At 53.8% G+C, this 17,001-nt stretch carries 10 protein-coding genes and 3 rRNA genes; 8 read left to right on the top strand and 5 right to left on the bottom strand.

Annotation, left to right across the window (positions count from 1 at the left end; genetic code table 11):
- Positions 1–3: 3 nt before the first annotated feature.
- Genes yidC through rpmH form a run of 4 tightly spaced genes read right to left on the bottom strand, consistent with a single transcriptional unit; the run spans position 4 to position 2,482 of the window.
- Entirely contained in the window at positions 4–1,686 is a 1,683-nt protein-coding gene (yidC, locus tag JFT85_RS15915) for a membrane protein insertase YidC (protein ID WP_053258800.1), read from the bottom strand.
- Between the two features lie 2 nt (positions 1,687–1,688).
- Positions 1,689–1,934: a membrane protein insertion efficiency factor YidD gene (gene yidD, locus JFT85_RS15910; protein WP_073636650.1), complete on the bottom strand. Its 246-nt coding sequence runs from the start codon at positions 1,932–1,934 to the stop codon at positions 1,689–1,691.
- On the bottom strand, positions 1,927–2,331 hold the full coding sequence (gene rnpA / locus JFT85_RS15905; protein ID WP_026013533.1) for a ribonuclease P protein component: 405 nt from the start codon (positions 2,329–2,331) through the stop codon (positions 1,927–1,929). The genes yidD and rnpA overlap by 8 nt, the downstream gene beginning before the upstream one ends.
- A gap of 16 nt (positions 2,332–2,347) precedes the next feature.
- Positions 2,348–2,482, bottom strand: coding sequence for a 50S ribosomal protein L34 (gene rpmH / locus JFT85_RS15900; protein WP_003213577.1), 135 nt, complete (start codon positions 2,480–2,482; stop codon positions 2,348–2,350).
- Positions 2,483–3,067: 585 nt separating this feature from the next.
- Here rpmH and dnaA point away from each other — a divergent pair.
- The 7 genes from dnaA to rrf all read left to right on the top strand — a co-directional run bounded on the left by dnaA (position 3,068) and on the right by rrf (position 14,831).
- Positions 3,068–4,588 carry a chromosomal replication initiator protein DnaA gene (gene dnaA / locus JFT85_RS15895; protein WP_053258801.1) on the top strand — a complete coding sequence of 507 codons (1,521 nt, stop codon included), beginning with the start codon at positions 3,068–3,070 and terminating at the stop codon, positions 4,586–4,588.
- A 38-nt stretch (positions 4,589–4,626) separates the two neighbouring features.
- Positions 4,627–5,730, top strand: a complete 1,104-nt coding sequence (dnaN, locus tag JFT85_RS15890) for a DNA polymerase III subunit beta (protein WP_053258802.1) — start codon at positions 4,627–4,629, stop codon at positions 5,728–5,730.
- 20 nt (positions 5,731–5,750) lie between these two features.
- The gene (gene recF / locus JFT85_RS15885) at positions 5,751–6,854 is read left to right on the top strand and encodes a DNA replication/repair protein RecF (RefSeq protein ID WP_053258803.1); all 1,104 of its coding nucleotides are present in this window, start codon (positions 5,751–5,753) and stop codon (positions 6,852–6,854) included.
- A gap of 4 nt (positions 6,855–6,858) precedes the next feature.
- Positions 6,859–9,276 carry a DNA topoisomerase (ATP-hydrolyzing) subunit B gene (gyrB, locus tag JFT85_RS15880; RefSeq protein WP_053258804.1) on the top strand — a complete coding sequence of 806 codons (2,418 nt, stop codon included), beginning with the start codon at positions 6,859–6,861 and terminating at the stop codon, positions 9,274–9,276.
- A gap of 506 nt (positions 9,277–9,782) precedes the next feature.
- A 16S ribosomal RNA gene (locus JFT85_RS15875) occupies positions 9,783–11,319 on the top strand.
- 333 nt (positions 11,320–11,652) lie between these two features.
- Positions 11,653–14,544, top strand: a 23S ribosomal RNA gene (locus JFT85_RS15870).
- A 171-nt stretch (positions 14,545–14,715) separates the two neighbouring features.
- Positions 14,716–14,831 (top strand): 5S ribosomal RNA (gene rrf, locus JFT85_RS15865).
- Together the 16S, 23S and 5S rRNA genes form the textbook arrangement of a ribosomal RNA operon.
- A 216-nt stretch (positions 14,832–15,047) precedes the next feature.
- On the opposite strand, the gene JFT85_RS15860 is transcribed toward rrf, so the two are convergent.
- Positions 15,048–15,770 carry a response regulator transcription factor gene (locus JFT85_RS15860; protein ID WP_053253606.1) on the bottom strand — a complete coding sequence of 241 codons (723 nt, stop codon included), beginning with the start codon at positions 15,768–15,770 and terminating at the stop codon, positions 15,048–15,050.
- Positions 15,771–16,062: 292 nt separating this feature from the next.
- On the opposite strand from JFT85_RS15860, the gene JFT85_RS15855 reads away from it, so the two are divergent.
- Positions 16,063–16,998 carry a FecR family protein gene (locus JFT85_RS15855; RefSeq protein ID WP_169876317.1) on the top strand — a complete coding sequence of 312 codons (936 nt, stop codon included), beginning with the start codon at positions 16,063–16,065 and terminating at the stop codon, positions 16,996–16,998.
- The last annotated feature ends 3 nt before the right edge of the window (positions 16,999–17,001 follow it).

Below are 17,001 nucleotides of genomic sequence, written 5' to 3'. Positions count from 1 at the left end.
AAATTATGCTGCAGCTTTTTTGGTAGCCGCTTCAATTTTACGTGTGATGTACCACTGTTGAGAGATCGACAGGCAGTTGTTGACCACCCAGTACAGCACCAGACCAGCAGGGAACCACAGGAAGAAGAAGGTGAAGATGATTGGCATCATTTTCATTACCTTGGCTTGCATCGGGTCCGGCGGAGTCGGGTTCAAGCGCTGCTGGATAAACATGGTCGCGCCCATGATGATCGGCAGGATAAAGAACGGGTCTTTGATCGACAGGTCAGTTATCCACAGCATGAACGGAGCCTGGCGCATTTCGACGCTTTCCAGGAGTACCCAGTAAAGCGACAGGAACACCGGCATCTGTACCAGAATCGGCAAGCATCCACCCAGCGGGTTGATCTTCTCTTTCTTGTACAGCTCCATCATGGCCTGCGACATTTTCTGCCGGTCATCACCATGTTGCTCTTTCAGCGCGGCCAGTTTCGGAGCCACGGCCCGCATACGTGCCATCGACTTGTAGCTGGCTGCCGACAGAGGGAAGAAGATCCCTTTGATCAGCATGGTCAGCAAGATGATCGAGAAGCCCCAGTTACCAACGATGCTGTGGATATGTTGCAGCAACCAGAAGATCGGCTGGGCAATGAACCACAGAATGCCGTAGTCCACAGTCAGTTCCAGACCTGGGGACAACTCTTTCAGTACCGCTTGGCTTTTCGGGCCGGCATACAGCGTGGCGCTGGTTTCAGCCTTGGCACCTGGAGCGACGGTCAACGCCGGGCCAGTAAAACCAATGATGTAGTTGCCTTGGCTGTCTTTGCGGGTTTGAACCAGGTTGGCTTCACCCTTGTTCGGGATCCATGCGGTCACGAAGTAGTGCTGCAACCAGGCGACCCATCCACCTTGGACTGTTTCTTTCAGCGCGCCCTTGTCGATGTCTTTCATCGACACTTTTTTGTACGGTTCGCTACTTGTCCACAGGGCGGCGCCCAGGTAAGTCGCGGTGCCGGTGGCAGTGCTGGAAGAAGGATCGGCGCTGTTGTCACGCTTAAGCTGGGCAAACAGGTTGCCCGTCCACGGTTTGGCGCTTTCGTTGTCGATCAGGTAAGTGACCTTCAAGTCGTACAAACCACGGGTGAAGCTGAAACGCTTGATGTAATTGACGCCGTCGTGACTGAATTTCAGGTCAACGTTCAACTGGTTCTGGCCATCAGCCAGTTGATAAGTCTTTTGTTCGGTCGAATAAACCGGACGACCGGTAGCACGAGCATCCGGACCGTCAGTGCCGGTCAGGCCACTTTGGGCCAGATAAACACGTTCGCCGCCATTATCGAACAGCTGGAACGGAACATCCGGATGGTCTTGGCGACGTGGATACAGCGGCAGTTTCAACTGCGCGATATCACCACCTTGAGGGTCGATAGCCAGGTCGAGCACATCCGTTTTTACGTGGATGAGGTCTTTGTTAGTGACAACCGGCGTTTCTACAGGGGTGCTGGTATCGGCATTCGCGCTGGGTACATCGGCACTGGCGGACGCATTGTTACCCAACGGGGTGTCCGGAATAGCCGGAGCAGCCTGATTGGTAGCAACATTCTGAGTCGGCAGGGCAGCCTGGCCATAGTCCTGGTTCCACTTAAGAACCATGACATAGGACACGATTGCCAGGGCGACGATCAGGATCGTGCGTTTAATATCCATGATTACTCGGCCATCGAAGAAGAACGGGAGGTAGGGATAGGTGGAACCGGGTCAAAACCACCGGGATTCCACGGATGACAGCGGCCTAAACGACGAAAGGCCAGCCAGCCACCGCGCAGAAGACCATGATTTTCTATGGCCTCTAACGCGTAGCAGGAACAACTGGGGTAGAAACGACAGTGGTCGGCCATCAGAGGACTAATGGCATAACGGTAAAACTGGATCGGAACGAGGGCCAGTTTACGCATTGGTGCTGTCTACCCCTACAGTTTCGGTGCTGACTGCTGGTGCTGGCTTGTTGGTACGCGCCAAACGTTTCCAGAGCTTGCCGAAATGCTGAATCAATTCGGGGTTTTCTACATCCCCCAAGCCTTTGCGCGCGACGATAACAATATCCCAACCAACCAGAGTGTCCTGGTGGAGGCGAAACGATTCGCGCATCAGACGCTTGAGGCGATTGCGCTCAACGGAGAGCTTTACGCTCTTCTTGCCGATCACCAACCCGAGACGGGGGTGATCCAGATCGTTGTTACGCGCAAGGAGCAGGAGATTTTTCCCCGGAACCTTGCCGGTGGGGGAGTCAAAGACTGCCTTGAAGTGCCGGGGGGTTAGCAGACGCTTTTCCCGACTGAAGTCCTGACTCACCACCAGTACCGGATTATCAAACTGCCAGACGCGCACGACCTTTGGCGCGGCGACGCGACAGGACAGCACGGCCGTTCTTGGTAGCCATGCGAGCACGGAAGCCGTGAGTACGGGCGCGTTTGATGGTGCTTGGTTGGAAAGTACGTTTCATGGCGTTGTTACCTGGTTCGTCCACAACGGGCCGGAATGGCCCCCGTTTTAAGAGACCGGCGATTCTAGAGAAAGCAAGCCTCTAGGTCAATTTCCAACCAGCTTTTCCTTTAATTAGATTCTTCTGGCCTATCAGCGCGTTTCTGTTCGCTCGGCTTTCATGAGCAGGACGATAGATATAAAAATAAAGAAGGAAGTTATTTAAAGCTTTTCTGTAAAGCTTATAAAAGCTAGGGTGGCGATCATCTGTGGATAACTTCCTTAAGGCCATATTCCACGTGGTGTACAGAGAATGACAACACGGGGGAGAAACGGTGCTCTGCCTGTGCTGCGCTGTCGGATAAGCTGTGTGTGGAATGGGGTTTTATCCACAGGCCAGTTACCCACAGACTTTCGACCCCACTTGTACAACGAGCTTAGGTGCGCTTATCCACAGAGCTTATGCACAGACCACTGGTCGGCTTTTTTACGCTTAACGCATTGATTTTGGGTGCCCTGTGAGCAACCTACGTGTGGATAAGTAGGCGACTGACCGCTACAATGGCGGCTGTTTTTGCCTCACCGGCTTTCAACTTAGGGGATATCCGTGTCAGTGGAACTTTGGCAGCAGTGCGTGGAGCTTTTGCGCGAAGAGCTGCCTGCCCAGCAATTCAACACCTGGATCCGTCCGCTACAGGTCGAAGCCGAAGGCGACGAGTTGCGTGTCTACGCGCCGAATCGTTTTGTTCTCGACTGGGTCAATGAGAAGTACCTGAGCCGCGTTCTCGAATTGCTCGATGAGCACGGTAATGGCCTTGCGCCTGTGCTTTCCTTATTAATAGGCAGCAAACGCAGCTCTGCACCGCGTGCTGCGCCGAATGCGCCGTTGGCCGCGAGTGCCTCTCAGGCTCAGGCAGCAGTGGCACCTGTTAATAACTCACCCGCACCGGTCGCCCAGACGCCTTCGAAATCAGCGTCGCAAAAAAACGCACCTATAAATGAAGAGCCGTCGCGCGACAGCTTCGATCCAATGGCCGGTGCCAGCTCTCAGCAAGCGCCGGTCCGCGCAGAACAGCGCACCGTCCAGGTAGAAGGTGCGCTCAAGCACACCAGTTACTTGAACCGTACGTTCACCTTCGAAAACTTCGTCGAAGGTAAATCCAACCAGCTGGCCCGCGCGGCAGCCTGGCAGGTGGCCGATAACCCCAAGCATGGTTACAACCCGCTGTTCCTTTATGGTGGTGTTGGCTTGGGTAAGACGCACTTGATGCATGCTGTGGGTAACCACCTATTAAAGAAGAACCCGAATGCCAAGGTCGTGTACCTGCACTCGGAGCGCTTCGTAGCGGACATGGTCAAGGCGTTGCAGCTCAACGCCATCAACGAGTTCAAGCGTTTCTACCGCTCGGTTGATGCCTTGCTGATCGATGACATTCAATTCTTCGCTCGCAAGGAACGTTCCCAGGAAGAGTTTTTCCACACCTTTAACGCGTTGCTCGAAGGTGGCCAACAGGTCATCTTGACCAGTGACCGTTATCCGAAGGAAATCGAAGGCCTGGAAGAGCGTTTGAAGTCGCGCTTTGGCTGGGGGCTGACCGTTGCGGTAGAGCCGCCGGAGCTGGAAACCCGCGTCGCGATCCTGATGAAAAAGGCCGACCAGGCGAAAGTCGATCTGCCCCACGATGCTGCTTTCTTTATCGCTCAACGCATTCGCTCCAACGTGCGTGAGTTGGAAGGTGCGCTCAAGCGGGTCATTGCTCACTCGCACTTCATGGGTCGCGACATCACCATCGAGTTGATTCGGGAATCCCTGAAAGACCTGCTGGCACTGCAAGACAAGCTGGTGAGTGTGGATAACATTCAGCGCACCGTGGCTGAGTACTACAAGATCAAGATTTCTGACCTGCTTTCCAAGCGCCGCTCGCGCTCGGTGGCACGTCCTCGTCAGGTGGCCATGGCGCTCTCCAAAGAGCTGACCAACCACAGCCTGCCGGAAATCGGTGATGTGTTTGGCGGTCGCGACCACACCACGGTCTTGCACGCGTGCCGCAAGATCAACGAACTTAAGGAATCCGACGCGGATATTCGCGAGGACTACAAGAACCTGCTGCGTACACTGACTACTTGATGACACCAGTGCAGCTTATTAAGGCAAGGGACTAGACCATGCATTTCACCATTCAACGCGAAGCCCTGTTGAAACCCCTGCAACTGGTCGCAGGCGTCGTCGAGCGCCGACAGACCTTGCCGGTGCTCTCCAACGTATTGCTGGTGGTCGAAGGCCAGCAATTGTCCTTGACCGGTACCGACCTGGAAGTCGAGCTGGTTGGCCGTGTTCAACTGGAAGAGCCTGCTGAGCCGGGCGAAATCACTGTGCCAGCACGCAAGCTGATGGACATCTGCAAGAGCCTGCCCAACGACGCGCTGATCGACATCAAGGTTGATGAGCAGAAGCTGGTGGTCAAGGCCGGTCGAAGCCGTTTCACCCTGTCGACGTTGCCTGCCAACGACTTCCCAACGGTGGAAGAGGGCCCGGGCTCGCTGACCTGCAGCCTGGAGCAAAGCAAGCTGCGCCGTTTGATCGAGCGCACCAGCTTCGCCATGGCCCAGCAGGACGTACGTTACTACCTCAACGGCATGTTGCTGGAAGTATCGGAAGGCATTATCCGCGCCGTTGCCACCGATGGTCACCGTCTGGCCATGTGCTCGATGAAGGCCGATATCGGCCAGCCTGACCGTCACCAGGTGATTGTGCCGCGTAAAGGTATTCTTGAGCTTGCGCGTTTGCTCACCGAGCCGGATGGCAATGTCAGCATCGTCCTGGGTCAGCACCACATCCGAGCTACCACTGGCGAATTCACCTTCACCTCTAAGCTGGTTGATGGCAAGTTCCCGGACTACGAGCGCGTGCTGCCTAAAGGTGGCGACAAGCTGGTGATTGGTGATCGTCAGGCCCTGCGTGAAGCGTTCAGCCGTACTGCGATTCTGTCGAACGAAAAGTACCGTGGTATTCGCCTGCAACTGGCCAACGGTCAGCTGAAAATTCAGGCCAATAACCCGGAGCAGGAAGAGGCTGAAGAAGAAGTGGGTGTCGACTACAACGGCGGCTCGCTCGAAATCGGCTTTAACGTGAGCTACCTGCTGGACGTGCTGGGTGTAATGACCACCGAACAGGTTCGCCTGATTCTGTCGGACTCCAATAGCAGCGCCCTGGTGCAGGAATCCGACAACGACGACTCGGCTTACGTTGTTATGCCGATGCGCCTGTAATCATGCTCAGCAGAAGCTAGATGTCCCTTAGTCGCGTCTCGGTCACCGCGGTGCGCAATCTGCACCCGGTGACCTTCTCCCCATCACCTCGCATCAATATCCTCCACGGCGCCAATGGCAGTGGCAAAACCAGTGTGCTGGAAGCCATTCACCTGTTGGGCCTCGCACGTTCCTTTCGCAGCGCTCGCCTATTGCCGGTGATTCAGTACGAGCAGTTGGCGTGCACGGTATTTGGCCAAGTCGAATTGGCTGAGGGTGGGTGTAGCAGCCTGGGGATATCTCGTGATCGCCAGGGGGAGTTTCAAATTCGCATCGACGGGCAAAACGCCCGTAGTGCCGCGCAACTGGCCGAAATCCTGCCGTTGCAACTGATCAACCCTGACAGTTTTCGCCTTCTGGAAGGTGCGCCGAAAATCCGCAGACAGTTCCTCGATTGGGGCGTCTTCCATGTGGAGCCGCGGTTCATGGCCACTTGGCAGCGCCTGCAGAAGGCCCTGCGGCAGCGGAACTCGTGGCTGCGGCATGGTACACTTGACGCCGCTTCGCAAGCGGCCTGGGACCGGGAACTGTGCCTGGCCAGCGACGAAATAGATGAATACCGCCGTGCCTATATCAAAGCCTTGAAACCAGTCTTTGAGCAGACCTTGAGTGAGTTGTTGGATCTCGAAGGGCTGACGCTGAGCTACTACCGTGGTTGGGATAAAGAGCGTGAACTGAGCGCGGTGCTCGCCACGTCCTTGCAACGGGATCAGCAGATCGGCCATACCCAGGCGGGGCCCCAACGAGCTGATTTGCGTCTTAGACTAGGCGCTCATAATGCCGCGGATATCTTGTCCCGTGGTCAGCAGAAGTTGGTGGTGTGCGCGCTGCGTATTGCCCAAGGGCACTTGGTTAGCCAAGCCCGGCGCGGTCAGTGTATTTATCTGGTGGATGATTTGCCGTCTGAACTAGACGAACAACACCGCCGAGCGTTATGCCGCTTGTTGGAAGACTTACGCTGCCAGGTGTTTATCACCTGTGTAGACCACGAATTATTGAGGGAAGGCTGGCAGACGGAAACGCCAGTCGCTTTGTTCCACGTGGAACAGGGCCGTATCACCCAGACCCACGACCATCGGGAGTGAAGGCATGAGCGAAGAAAACACGTACGACTCGACCAGCATTAAAGTGCTGAAAGGTTTGGATGCCGTACGCAAACGTCCCGGTATGTACATCGGCGACACCGATGATGGTAGCGGTCTGCACCACATGGTGTTCGAGGTGGTCGACAACTCCATCGACGAAGCTTTGGCCGGTCACTGCGACGACATCAGCATTATCATCCACCCGGATGAGTCCATCACGGTGCGCGACAACGGTCGCGGCATTCCGGTCGATGTGCACAAAGAAGAAGGTGTTTCAGCGGCTGAGGTCATCATGACCGTGCTGCACGCCGGCGGTAAGTTCGATGACAACTCTTATAAAGTCTCCGGCGGTCTGCACGGTGTAGGTGTGTCGGTAGTGAACGCACTGTCCGAAGAGCTGATCCTGACCGTTCGCCGTAGCGGCAAGATTTGGGAGCAGACGTACGTCCATGGTGTGCCACAAGAGCCGATGAAAATCGTTGGCGACAGTGAATCCACGGGTACGCAGATCCACTTCAAGCCATCGGCTGAAACCTTCAAGAACATCCACTTTAGCTGGGACATCCTGGCCAAGCGGATTCGCGAACTGTCCTTCCTCAACTCCGGTGTGGGTATCGTCCTCAAGGACGAGCGCAGCGGCAAGGAAGAACTGTTCAAGTACGAAGGCGGTCTGCGCGCGTTCGTTGAATACCTGAACACCAATAAGACCGCGGTCAACCAAGTGTTCCACTTCAACATTCAGCGTGAAGACGGCATCGGCGTGGAAATCGCCCTGCAGTGGAACGACAGCTTCAACGAGAACCTGTTGTGCTTCACCAACAACATTCCACAGCGCGATGGCGGTACTCACTTGGTGGGTTTCCGTTCCGCACTGACGCGTAACCTGAACACTTACATCGAAGCCGAAGGCTTGGCCAAGAAGCACAAAGTCGCCACCACCGGTGACGATGCGCGTGAAGGCCTGACCGCGATTATCTCGGTGAAAGTGCCGGATCCCAAGTTCAGCTCCCAGACCAAAGACAAGCTGGTTTCTTCCGAGGTGAAGACCGCCGTGGAACAGGAGATGGGCAAGTACTTCTCCGACTTCCTGCTGGAGAACCCGAACGAAGCCAAGCTGGTCGTCGGCAAGATGATCGACGCTGCACGTGCTCGCGAAGCGGCGCGTAAAGCCCGTGAGATGACCCGTCGTAAAGGCGCGCTGGATATTGCTGGCTTGCCTGGCAAGTTGGCTGACTGCCAGGAGAAGGACCCAGCGCTCTCCGAGCTATACCTGGTGGAAGGTGACTCTGCTGGCGGTTCCGCCAAGCAGGGTCGTAACCGTCGCACCCAGGCGATCCTGCCGTTGAAAGGTAAGATTCTCAACGTAGAGAAGGCCCGCTTCGACAAGATGATTTCCTCCCAGGAAGTCGGCACCTTGATTACGGCGTTGGGCTGCGGCATTGGCCGCGATGAGTACAACATCGACAAGCTGCGCTACCACAACATCATCATCATGACCGATGCTGACGTCGATGGTTCGCACATCCGTACCTTGCTGCTGACCTTCTTCTTCCGTCAGTTGCCTGAGCTGATTGAGCGTGGCTACATCTATATCGCGCAGCCGCCGTTGTACAAAGTGAAAAAGGGCAAGCAAGAGCAGTACATCAAAGACGACGACGCCATGGAAGAGTACATGACGCAGTCGGCCCTGGAAGATGCAAGCCTGCACTTGAACGACGAAGCACCGGGTATCTCCGGTGAGGCGTTGGAGCGTCTGGTTAACGACTTCCGTATGGTGATGAAGACCCTCAAGCGTCTATCGCGTCTGTACCCTCAGGAACTGACCGAGCACTTCATCTACCTGCCGGCCGTCAGTCTGGAGCAGTTGGGTGATCATGCAGCGATGCAAGAGTGGCTGGCTCAGTACGAAGTACGCCTGCGCACTGTTGAGAAGTCTGGCCTGGTGTACAAAGCCAGTCTGCGTGAAGACCGTGAACGTAACGTGTGGCTGCCAGAGGTTGAGTTGATCTCCCACGGCCTGTCGAATTACGTCACGTTCAACCGCGACTTCTTCGGCAGTAATGACTACAAGACGGTCGTGACCCTCGGCGCGCAGTTGAGCACCTTGCTGGATGATGGTGCTTACATTCAACGTGGCGAGCGTAAGAAAGCGGTCAAGGAGTTCAAGGAAGCCTTGGACTGGCTGATGGCGGAAAGCACCAAGCGTCACACCATTCAGCGATACAAAGGTCTGGGCGAGATGAACCCTGATCAGTTGTGGGAAACCACCATGGATCCAGCACAGCGTCGCATGCTGCGCGTGACCATCGAAGACGCCATTGGCGCAGATCAGATCTTCAACACCCTGATGGGTGATGCGGTCGAACCTCGCCGTGACTTCATCGAGAGCAATGCCTTGGCGGTGTCCAACCTGGACTTCTGATCAGGTGTAGGTCACAAAGTGGTTCGGCTAATCATCACTGATAGGCCGACCCTACGAAGAAGGCCCGCGCACAGCGGGCTTTTTTTTGCCCACATTATTTGCTTACAGGTCTTGGGGCGTTTGATAACAAAAGCCCGGCTTTTAGTATGGGAAAAATAATTTTTAGATGGGGGGTTGACCACGTATTTGAATACTGTATTATTCGCCTCCCGCTGACGAGCAACTTGAACAGAGTTGCTACTTAAGTATTTGATTTTGTTAAAAGATCATAAAATATTAAGTGTGTTAGCGGCTGAGGTGCTGTAGAATGCGCGCCTCGGTTGAGACGAAAGATCTTAACCAACCGCTCTTTAACAACTGAATCAAGCAATTCGTGTGGGTGCTTGTGGAGTCAGACTGATAGTCAACAAGATTATCAGCATCACAAGTTACTCCGCGAGAAATCAAAGATGTAACCAACGATTGCTGAGCCAAGTTTAGGGTTTCTTAAAAACCCAAAGATGTTTGAACTGAAGAGTTTGATCATGGCTCAGATTGAACGCTGGCGGCAGGCCTAACACATGCAAGTCGAGCGGTAGAGAGAAGCTTGCTTCTCTTGAGAGCGGCGGACGGGTGAGTAAAGCCTAGGAATCTGCCTGGTAGTGGGGGATAACGTTCGGAAACGGACGCTAATACCGCATACGTCCTACGGGAGAAAGCAGGGGACCTTCGGGCCTTGCGCTATCAGATGAGCCTAGGTCGGATTAGCTAGTTGGTGAGGTAATGGCTCACCAAGGCGACGATCCGTAACTGGTCTGAGAGGATGATCAGTCACACTGGAACTGAGACACGGTCCAGACTCCTACGGGAGGCAGCAGTGGGGAATATTGGACAATGGGCGAAAGCCTGATCCAGCCATGCCGCGTGTGTGAAGAAGGTCTTCGGATTGTAAAGCACTTTAAGTTGGGAGGAAGGGCATTAACCTAATACGTTAGTGTTTTGACGTTACCGACAGAATAAGCACCGGCTAACTCTGTGCCAGCAGCCGCGGTAATACAGAGGGTGCAAGCGTTAATCGGAATTACTGGGCGTAAAGCGCGCGTAGGTGGTTTGTTAAGTTGGATGTGAAATCCCCGGGCTCAACCTGGGAACTGCATTCAAAACTGACTGACTAGAGTATGGTAGAGGGTGGTGGAATTTCCTGTGTAGCGGTGAAATGCGTAGATATAGGAAGGAACACCAGTGGCGAAGGCGACCACCTGGACTAATACTGACACTGAGGTGCGAAAGCGTGGGGAGCAAACAGGATTAGATACCCTGGTAGTCCACGCCGTAAACGATGTCAACTAGCCGTTGGGAGCCTTGAGCTCTTAGTGGCGCAGCTAACGCATTAAGTTGACCGCCTGGGGAGTACGGCCGCAAGGTTAAAACTCAAATGAATTGACGGGGGCCCGCACAAGCGGTGGAGCATGTGGTTTAATTCGAAGCAACGCGAAGAACCTTACCAGGCCTTGACATCCAATGAACTTTCTAGAGATAGATTGGTGCCTTCGGGAACATTGAGACAGGTGCTGCATGGCTGTCGTCAGCTCGTGTCGTGAGATGTTGGGTTAAGTCCCGTAACGAGCGCAACCCTTGTCCTTAGTTACCAGCACGTAATGGTGGGCACTCTAAGGAGACTGCCGGTGACAAACCGGAGGAAGGTGGGGATGACGTCAAGTCATCATGGCCCTTACGGCCTGGGCTACACACGTGCTACAATGGTCGGTACAGAGGGTTGCCAAGCCGCGAGGTGGAGCTAATCCCATAAAACCGATCGTAGTCCGGATCGCAGTCTGCAACTCGACTGCGTGAAGTCGGAATCGCTAGTAATCGCGAATCAGAATGTCGCGGTGAATACGTTCCCGGGCCTTGTACACACCGCCCGTCACACCATGGGAGTGGGTTGCACCAGAAGTAGCTAGTCTAACCTTCGGGAGGACGGTTACCACGGTGTGATTCATGACTGGGGTGAAGTCGTAACAAGGTAGCCGTAGGGGAACCTGCGGCTGGATCACCTCCTTAATCGACGACATCAGCTGCTCCATAAGTTCCCACACGAATTGCTTGATTCATTGAAGAAGACGATCAGTGTGCTCTCTAAGTAAGAGAGTGACTGTGTTGCATGAAAGCTTAGAAATGAGCATTCCATTGTGATGATGGTGAATGTTGATTTCTAATCTTTGATTAGATCGTTCTTTAAAAATTTGGGTATGTGATAGAAAGATAGACTGAACGTTACTTTCACTGGTAACGGATCAGGCTAAGGTAAAATTTGTGAGTTACTCGTAATTGAGTATTATCGAATTTTCGGCGAATGTTGTCTTCACAGTATAACCAGATTGCTTGGGGTTATATGGTCAAGTGAAGAAGCGCATACGGTGGATGCCTTGGCAGTCAGAGGCGATGAAAGACGTGGTAGCCTGCGAAAAGCTTCGGGGAGTCGGCAAACAGACTTTGATCCGGAGATGTCTGAATGGGGGAACCCAGCCATCATAAGATGGTTATCTTACGCTGAATACATAGGCGTAAGAGGCGAACCAGGGGAACTGAAACATCTAAGTACCCTGAGGAAAAGAAATCAACCGAGATTCCCTTAGTAGTGGCGAGCGAACGGGGACTAGCCCTTAAGTGGCTTTGAGATTAGCGGAACGCTCTGGAAAGTGCGGCCATAGTGGGTGATAGCCCTGTACGCGAAAATCTCTTAGTCATGAAATCGAGTAGGACGGAGCACGAGAAACTTTGTCTGAATATGGGGGGACCATCCTCCAAGGCTAAATACTACTGACTGACCGATAGTGAACTAGTACCGTGAGGGAAAGGCGAAAAGAACCCCGGAGAGGGGAGTGAAATAGATCCTGAAACCGTATGCGTACAAGCAGTGGGAGCAGACTTTGTTCTGTGACTGCGTACCTTTTGTATAATGGGTCAGCGACTTATTTTCAGTGGCGAGCTTAACCGAATAGGGGAGGCGTAGCGAAAGCGAGTCTTAATAGGGCGTCTAGTCGCTGGGAATAGACCCGAAACCGGGCGATCTATCCATGGGCAGGTTGAAGGTTGGGTAACACTAACTGGAGGACCGAACCGACTACCGTTGAAAAGTTAGCGGATGACCTGTGGATCGGAGTGAAAGGCTAATCAAGCTCGGAGATAGCTGGTTCTCCTCGAAAGCTATTTAGGTAGCGCCTCATGTATCACTGTAGGGGGTAGAGCACTGTTTCGGCTAGGGGGTCATCCCGACTTACCAAACCGATGCAAACTCCGAATACCTACAAGTGCCGAGCATGGGAGACACACGGCGGGTGCTAACGTCCGTCGTGAAAAGGGAAACAACCCAGACCGTCAGCTAAGGTCCCAAAGTTATGGTTAAGTGGGAAACGATGTGGGAAGGCTTAGACAGCTAGGAGGTTGGCTTAGAAGCAGCCACCCTTTAAAGAAAGCGTAATAGCTCACTAGTCGAGTCGGCCTGCGCGGAAGATGTAACGGGGCTCAAACCATACACCGAAGCTACGGGTATCACGTAAGTGATGCGGTAGAGGAGCGTTCTGTAAGCCTGTGAAGGTGAGTTGAGAAGCTTGCTGGAGGTATCAGAAGTGCGAATGCTGACATGAGTAACGACAATGGGTGTGAAAAACACCCACGCCGAAAGACCAAGGTTTCCTGCGCAACGTTAATCGACGCAGGGTTAGTCGGTCCCTAAGGCGAGGCTGAAAAGCGTAGTCGATGGAAAACAGGTTAATATTCCTGTACTTCTGGTTATTGCGATGGAGGGACGGAGAAGGCTAGGCCAGCTTGGCGTTGGTTGTCCAAGTTTAAGGTGGTAGGCTGGAATCTTAGGTAAATCCGGGATTCTAAGGCCGAGAGCTGATGACGAGTTAACTTTTAGTTAACGAAGTGGTTGATGCCATGCTTCCAAGAAAAGCTTCTAAGCTTCAGGTAACCAGGAACCGTACCCCAAACCGACACAGGTGGTTGGGTAGAGAATACCAAGGCGCTTGAGAGAACTCGGGTGAAGGAACTAGGCAAAATGGCACCGTAACTTCGGGAGAAGGTGCGCCGGTGAGGGTGAAGGACTTGCTCCGTAAGCTCATGCCGGTCGAAGATACCAGGCCGCTGCGACTGTTTATTAAAAACACAGCACTCTGCAAACACGAAAGTGGACGTATAGGGTGTGACGCCTGCCCGGTGCCGGAAGGTTAATTGATGGGGTTAGCTAACGCGAAGCTCTTGATCGAAGCCCCGGTAAACGGCGGCCGTAACTATAACGGTCCTAAGGTAGCGAAATTCCTTGTCGGGTAAGTTCCGACCTGCACGAATGGCGTAACGATGGCGGCGCTGTCTCCACCCGAGACTCAGTGAAATTGAAATCGCTGTGAAGATGCAGTGTATCCGCGGCTAGACGGAAAGACCCCGTGAACCTTTACTATAGCTTTGCACTGGACTTTGAATTTGCTTGTGTAGGATAGGTGGGAGGCTTTGAAGCGTGGACGCCAGTTCGCGTGGAGCCAACCTTGAAATACCACCCTGGCAACTTTGAGGTTCTAACTCAGGTCCGTTATCCGGATCGAGGACAGTGTATGGTGGGTAGTTTGACTGGGGCGGTCTCCTCCTAAAGAGTAACGGAGGAGTACGAAGGTGCGCTCAGACCGGTCGGAAATCGGTCGTAGAGTATAAAGGCAAAAGCGCGCTTGACTGCGAGACAGACACGTCGAGCAGGTACGAAAGTAGGTCTTAGTGATCCGGTGGTTCTGTATGGAAGGGCCATCGCTCAACGGATAAAAGGTACTCCGGGGATAACAGGCTGATACCGCCCAAGAGTTCATATCGACGGCGGTGTTTGGCACCTCGATGTCGGCTCATCACATCCTGGGGCTGAAGCCGGTCCCAAGGGTATGGCTGTTCGCCATTTAAAGTGGTACGCGAGCTGGGTTTAGAACGTCGTGAGACAGTTCGGTCCCTATCTGCCGTGGACGTTTGAGATTTGAGAGGGGCTGCTCCTAGTACGAGAGGACCGGAGTGGACGAACCTCTGGTGTTCCGGTTGTCACGCCAGTGGCATTGCCGGGTAGCTATGTTCGGAATAGATAACCGCTGAAAGCATCTAAGCGGGAAACTAGCCTCAAGATGAGATCTCACTGGGACCTTGAGTCCCCTGAAGGGCCGTCGAAGACTACGACGTTGATAGGTTGGGTGTGTAAGCGCTGTGAGGCGTTGAGCTAACCAATACTAATTGCCCGTGAGGCTTGACCATATAACACCCAAGCAATTTGACTACTCCTGACTTGGAAACAAGCAGAAGCATCAGATTGCGGTGTGTGAAGACGATAGAACCGAAAGTTCGAATTTCACAAAACACCGAAAGCTATCACATACCCAATTTGCTGAAGCGAGGCCAACTGGCCACGACTCAGTACCCGAATTTCTTGACGACCATAGAGCATTGGAACCACCTGATCCCATCCCGAACTCAGTAGTGAAACGATGCATCGCCGATGGTAGTGTGGGGTTTCCCCATGTGAGAGTAGGTCATCGTCAAGATTAAATTCCGAAACCCCTACCTGCGCATACAGGTAGGGGTTTTGTTTATCCGCGAAAAAACTATCCTGGTCAGCGGGCCTCCCGAATCGTCTATTTTTCGAACCTGCATGCACCCGGTAACGCGGCTAAAACAAAAAGGCCAACGCTCAGCGTTGGCCTTTTTTATTGGGTGATGAATAGCTGATTTTCAAATGCTCCACGTGGAACATCACTGTTTTAGCTTGGGGTCGCAGCCGCAACACTTTCCAATCGATAGCCGTATCCATAGATCGTCAGCAGTTGCCAGCCTCTGTCGGCAGTCAATCCCAGTTTGTTACGCAACCGATAGATATGAGTGTCCAGTGGCCTTGAAGACACCATTTCCTCATGGGACCAAAACCGTTCATACAGGTATTCGCGAGAGAGTGGTCGAGCCAGGTTGGCAAACAAGCAACTGGCCAATCGATACTCTCGCTCGGTTAAATTGATCGGCTTGCCTGCTCGCGTAACCGTCAATTCGGCGTCATCAAAGGTCAGGTCGTTGAAGCTTTGCAGCTCATTGCTGGCTGACTTTTGCAGCCCATGACGACGTAAGACGGCACTGACCCGAGCTTTAAGTTCGTTAGGCCGAAAGGGTTTACTGACGTAATCATCCGCCCCGCTGTTCAACGCCGTGACGATATCGCTCTCGGCATCCCGGCTGGTGAGCATGATTACGGCAGGCGGTGAGTCCATGTGTTCGCGCGTCCAGCGCAGCAGTGCGATACCCGTGATATCGGGCAATTGCCAGTCGAGTATCAACAGGTCAAACGTTTCCCGGCGCAGTTGACGCAACAGATCTTCACCGCGCTCAAAGCAATGCAGTGACCAGGGTTGCTCTGCGGTGCTTGGGATCTGTCGCAGTGTCTGTTCAACCCGACGCAATTCAGCGGGTTCATCGTCCAGTATTGCGACACGCATGGGTGGGTCCTTTTCCAAAAAAATACGGCAGCCGACGGCCTGTTCAATCACCTACATACTGCGCAGGGTCGGTGGGTGAATCTGAATAATTGTGGCCAGACTCAACGCCTCATTGGATCTGTCGGTACGCTGATATCAAAGGGCTGTTAATCCGTTTAAAGTCTTCCGTACCTAAGTGGGAAAGATACCGGCTCCCATCCCAGAGGAAAAGGATCAGCCGACACATGCGCTTTCGCAAACATGTGCGTCTTGATGCCAGTTGCCTTCTCGAACTACCAACGTGATGAGCGCCATGACCTTTTCTGCTAACCGATTATGCCGTGCCCTGCCCTCATTACTGATCTTGGTCATAGGTGCTACGCAGGCTTCTACGGTGCACCGCGCTGCCTACATCGACGATCAATCATTATGTCGTGCGCAACCGTTGCCGGCGGTTGTGCAGCATCTGACCGGGGAAGCCTGGAAGCTCGATGCCAAGGGTAAAGCGCAGCCGCTGCAGGAAGGCATGACCATTGATGAGCAAGAAGGCGTGAAGACATCGACATCGGCGTTTGTCAGCCTTCTGTTCGGGGACGGCTCCAGAGTGGTGCTGCCCTCCAGCTCGCAAGTGCGAGTGCACTTGGTAGATAAACAGTCGATTCCCCAAGTTATTCTGGAGCAAGGCCAAGTCGAGACGTATGTGATCAAGCGGGCCAGTGACTATGATCGCTTCCAGATACTGACACCGGTGGGCGTCCTGGGCGTGCGAGGTACACACTTTCGCGTTCGCAGCGACGGCGAGCAATCGGTTCTGGAAGTGCTCAACGGACAGGTGGCGGTCAATCGCAAAATCAAAACCACGCCTGTCGAAGGTGAGGTCAAGGTGGACGCGCGACAAGGTTTGCTGATCAAAGCACAAGGTGAACTCAAGCCAGTGAACCTTCTCCCTGCGCCTGAGTTGATTGGTCAGGATGGCCAGAAAGGCGAGGCACCAATCTGGAGTTTGTACCTGCGGCCATTACCCGGCGCACAGCGTTATCGCGCGCAGGTTGCTACCGACACGGCCTTCTTGAACATCAAGCAGGAAAACTTTTCCAGTGAGCCGAAAATGCGCTTCACTGGGCTCAAAGCATCGTTTTATCACGTGCGCCTGTCGGCCTATGACGCGGACGGCCTGGAGGGGGAAACCGGGGTCTATGACATCTTCTACTACCCACCTGCAACCCAGGTCCAGGCCTCCGGCGGTTGACCA

The organism is Pseudomonas sp. TH04 (assembly GCF_016651355.1).
GTDB classification, from domain to species: domain Bacteria; phylum Pseudomonadota; class Gammaproteobacteria; order Pseudomonadales; family Pseudomonadaceae; genus Aquipseudomonas; species Aquipseudomonas fluorescens.
This window is presented reverse-complemented; position numbering and strand designations above follow the sequence as displayed.